We start from the raw sequence: 5,102 nt of genomic DNA, 5'->3' as shown, positions 1-5,102 counted from the left end.
GGCGCGTCGGCCGTGAGGTCGCCGCCGGAGGAGAAGCAGCCGCAGTCCCCGCGGTGCCGGTTCCGTGGGTCCTCAGCGCCCAGCACCCGGCCGCACTCGCGGCCCAGGCCACCCGTCTGCTGGAGCATGTCGACGCCCGGCCGCACGACGGTGTGCGCGACATCGGGCACGCGCTGGCGACGACCCGCACGTCGTTCGCGCACCGCGCGGTCGTCGTCGCCGCGGACCGCGCGGACTTCCGCGGCGCGCTGCTTGCCCTGGCCGGCGGCGAGGTCGCCGCGAACACGGCGTGGGGCGTGGCCGTCGCCGATCCCCGGATCGTGTTCGTGTTCCCCGGCCAGGGCGCGCAGTGGACCGGGATGGGAGTGGAGCTGCTCGAGGCCAACCCGGTGTTCCGGGCCCGGATGCAGGAGTGCGCGGCGGCGCTGGATCCGCTGACGGGCTGGTCGCTGCTCGACACCCTGCGCGCGCGACCGGGCTCGCCGTCCCTCGACCGGGTCGACGTCGTGCAGCCCGTGCTGTTCGCGGTGATGCTGTCGCTGGCGCAGGTGTGGCGGTCGTTCGGAGTGGTGCCGACGGCGGTCGTGGGTCATTCGCAGGGGGAGATCGCGGCGGCGTGCGTCGCGGGCGCGCTGAGCCTGCGCGACGCCGCGCGGGTGGTCGTGGTCCGCAGCCGGATGGTCGGCGCCGAACTGTCGGGGCTCGGCGCGATGGCGTCGGTGGCGTTGGCGCGCGCCGAGGTGGAACAGCGGATCGCGTCCTGGGACGGACGGCTCTCGGTGGCGGCGGTGAACGGGCCGTCGTCCACGGTCGTCTCCGGTGATCCGGACGCGCTGGCCGGGTTGCTGGCCGCCTGCGAGGCGGACGGGGCACGGGTGCGCCGGGTGCCGGTGGACTACGCGTCGCATTCCGCGCAGGTCGACGGCATCCACGACGGGCTGGTGCGGGCCCTGGACCCGATCACGCCGCGGGAGCCGGACATCCCGATCCATTCGACGGTCACCGGCGATCTGCTGGACTCGGCCGCGTTCGACGGCGAGTACTGGGCGCGCAACCTGCGCGAGCCGGTGTTGTTCGAGCCGGTGACCCGGGCCCTGCTTGAGGCCGGGCATCAGATCTTCATCGAGGTCAGCCCCCATCCGGTGCTGACGATGGGCGTGCAGGAGACCATCGACACGATCCCGGGCTGCGCCGCGGCGGCGGTCGAGACGCTGCGCCGTGCCGATGGCGGTCCGGCTCGCCTGCTCCGCTCCCTGGCCGAGGCGCATGTCCAGGGCGTGGAACCGTACTGGCCGGCCGTGCTCGCCGGGCCCGTCCCGCGGCCGCCCGTCCTGCCGCCGCCGGTGCCGGTGCCGCTGCCGACCTACCCGTTCCAGGAACGGCGGTACTGGGTCGACACGACGGCCGACGTGGCGTCAGAGCCGGCCGGTGACACGTCACGGCCCGGCGGCTCCCAGGCGGAGGTCGACGGCCGGTTCTGGACGGCGGTCGAGCAGGAGGACCTGGCGGCGGTCGCCACGACGATGGAGCTCGCCGGGACCGACGCGGTCGAGCCGCTGCGCCCGGCGCTCGGCCTGCTGTCGGCCTGGCGCCGCCGCCAGGCCGAGCAGTCGGCGATCTCGTCCTGGCGCTACGACGTGACCTGGTCACCCGTACCGGTGTCACCGGCGGGACCGCAGGCACCGTCGGCCGAGGGCTGGCTGCTCGTCGTGCCGGCGGTCACCGAACACGCGGACCTGGTCGACCGGGTCGTCGCCGCGTTCGCGGCCGAGGACGGCACGCCGCCGCCCACCGTCACCGTCACGGCGCTCGACACCACCCGTACCGCGATAGCGCACCGCCTGCGGACGGGCCTCGCCGACCCCGACCGGCCGCCGGCGGGGGTACTGTCCCTGCTTGCGCTGGCCGCGGAAACCACCGCCACCGGCAGCACCGGCAGCACCGACAGCACCGACAGCACCGACCCGATGGATGGCACCGACGGAGCCGATTCGACCGACGGCAGTGACCTGACGGATGGCACCGGCGGGACCGGACGGCCGGCGGTAACCGTCGGCCTGGCCCTGTCGATCGGCCTGCTCCAGGCACTCGGAGACGTCGCAATCGGTGCCCCGCTGTGGTGTGTGACCCGGGGGGCGGTGTCGGTCGGGCGAGCGGACACCCACGTCGATCCCGGGCAGGCGTTGCACTGGGGGCTCGGCGGCGTGGCGAGCATGGAGTACCCGGGACGCTGGGGTGGTCTGGTCGACCTTCCCCCGGCCGGGGACGGCGTTTCCCTCGACGCCCGTAGCGCCGCCCGGCTCCGCGCGGCGGTCACCGGGCCGGGATCGGTCACCGCGCCCGGCGCCGGGCCGCGGGGTGAGGGGGCTCCGGTCGCGGAGGACCAGCTCGCGTTGCGGTCGGCCGGGCTGTACCGCAGGCGGCTGGCTCGGGCCACCCCCCGGGCCGGCATCACCGAGGTCGATGCCTGGAAACCAGCGGGTACCGTGTTGATCACGGGCGGTACCGGGACCCTCGGCCGGCTGGTCGCCCGGTCGCTGGCCCACGACGGCGCCCCACACCTGTTGCTGGTCAGCCGGCGAGGGCCGGGCGAGGCGGGGACGGAGCAGGCGGCGCGGACGGCACAGCTGGTCGCCGAGCTGTCCGCCCTTGGCTCGGCGATCACCGTCGCCGCCTGTGATGTCGCGGACCGTGCGTCACTGGCCGCGCTGCTGGCCGGTGTGCCCGCCGAGCATCCGCTGACGGCGGTGGTGCACACGGCGGGTGTCCTGGACGACGGTGTGATCGACAGCCTGACCCCCGAACGGGCGGCCGCGGTGCTGCGGCCCAAGATGGTCGCCGCGGCGAACCTGGACGAGCTGACCCGCGATCTTCCCCTGTCCGCCTTCGTGCTGTTCTCCTCCTTCGCCGGCACGGTGGGCGGTCCGGGCCAGGGCAGCTACGCCGCGGCGAATGCCTATCTCGACGCGCTGGCCCGGCGCCGCCGCGCCGACGGCCTGGTAGCCACCTCCGTGGCCTGGGGCTCCTGGGGAGGCGGCGGGCTGCTGACCGCCGAGCTCGCGGAGCGGCTGCGCCAGCAGGGCATGCCCCCGATGGATCCGTCCCTCGCCGTCGTGGCACTGCGTGAGCTGCTTGACCACGACGACACGTTCGCGGTGGTGGCCGACATCCACTGGGAGCGCCTCGTCGCGACCCTGAGCTCCGCACGGACGCCGGCGGCGGTCGCCGACCTCGCCGCGGCCCACCAACGCCCCACCGCCACCACCGGGCCCGGGGCCGGCGCCGGTGGACGCGTCACCGCGGCAGCCGGTTCGTCGCTGGCCGACGAGCTCGCCGGGCTGGATCAGACCGACCGACAGCGGCGGCTGTCCGAGCTGGTGCGCACGCAGGTCGCCGCCGTGCTCGGCTACGCCGGACCGGACGAGATCGACCCGGACCGGGCGATGCGCGACATCGGTTTCGATTCGCTGACCGCCGTCGACCTGCGCAGCCGGCTGGCCACCGCCACCGGACTGCGGCTGCCGGTGACGCTGGTCTTCGACCATCCGACCTCGACGGCGCTGGCACGCCACCTCGAGACCGAACTGCTTGACGGGCTGCCCCCGACCGCCGCCGACGTAACCAGGGGCGGAACCGCCGCCACGGCTGCCGGTGGACCGGCCGCGGGCACGGCGGCCCCCGACGACGACCTCGTCGCGATCGTGGCGATGAGCTGCCGCCTGCCCGGCGGGGTCCGCTCGCCGGAGGACCTGTGGTCGCTGGTGCGCGACGGCGTCGACGTCATCGGTGACTTTCCGACCGACCGCGGCTGGGACGTCGCTGGCCGATACGACCCGGACCCCGAGGTGGCGGGAACCTACTACGCGCGCGGCGGTGGCTTCCTGTACGACGCGGCCGACTTCGATCCCGGCTTCTTCGGGATCTCCCCGCGGGAGGCCCTCGCGATGGACCCGCAGCAGCGGCTGCTGCTGGAGACCTCGTGGGAGGCTCTCGAACGGGCCGGCATCGACCCGGCGACGCTTCGGGGAACCGACACCGGGGTCTTCATCGGCTCCAGTTACAACGACTACGGAATGCGGCTTGACGGGGCCCCCGAGGGGTTCGAGGGCTACCTCGCCACAGGCAGCGCCAGCAGCGTCGCCTCGGGCCGCGTCGCCTACACCTTTGGTCTGGAGGGGCCGGCGGTCACCGTCGACACCGCCTGCTCGTCGGCACTGGTGGCACTGCACCTGGCCGCGCAGGCGCTGCACCGCGGAGAATGCTCGCTGGCGCTGGCCGGCGGGGTGACGGTCATGTCGACGATGAGCACGTTCATCGAGTTCAGCCGGCAGCAGGCCATGTCGCCGGACGGCCGCTGCAAGGCGTTCTCGGCTCAGGCGGACGGGGCCGGCTGGGCGGAGGGCGTCGCCCTGCTGCTCGTGGAGCGGATGGCCGACGCCCGTCGCGCCGGCCATCCGGTGCTCGCGGTCATCCGCGGCTCGGCGTTGAACTCCGACGGCGCCAGCAACGGGCTGACCGCCCCGAGCGGGCCGGCCCAGCAGCGGGTGATCCGCCAGGCGCTCGCCAACGCCGGACTGCGGGCCGGCGACGTCGACGTGGTCGAGGCGCACGGGACCGGCACGGCGCTCGGTGACCCGATCGAGGCCGAGGCGATCCTCGCGACCTACGGGCGGGACCGGCCGGCCGGCCGCCCGCTCTGGCTGGGTGCGCTGAAGTCCAACATCGGCCACACCCAGGCCGTCTCGGGGGTCGCCGGCGTCATCAAGATGGTGCAGGCGATGCGGCACGGCGAGCTGCCCGCGACGCTGCACGTCGACGAGCCGACCCCGCACGTCGACTGGTCCACCGGCACCGTCCGGCTGCTGACCGAACGGCGCAGCTGGCCGACACTCGACGGTCGTCCACGCCGCGCCGCGGTGTCGTCCTTCGGGATCAGCGGCACCAACGCGCACCTGCTGCTGGAATCCACGCGGGACGACACGGTGCTGCGGGACGACACGGTGCTGCGGGACGACACGGTGCCGGATGGCACGGCGGCGCCGCGGGCCGCGGCGGGCGAGGTTACCCCGGCGTCGGCGGCCGTGGTGTGGCCGCTGTCGGCG

The 5,102-nt window shown here is 74.7% G+C and carries 1 protein-coding gene; it reads left to right on the top strand.

The genetic code is table 11. From position 1 onward, the window contains the following. Positions 1–53: 53 nt before the first annotated feature. Positions 54–5,102, top strand: a 5,049-nt coding sequence (locus MXD58_RS19515) for a type I polyketide synthase (RefSeq protein ID WP_250609692.1), incomplete at its 3' end; no start/stop codon positions are given.

This window comes from Frankia sp. AgKG'84/4 (genome assembly GCF_023242965.2).
In the GTDB taxonomy this organism is placed as follows: domain Bacteria; phylum Actinomycetota; class Actinomycetes; order Frankiales; family Frankiaceae; genus Frankia.
This window is presented reverse-complemented; position numbering and strand designations above follow the sequence as displayed.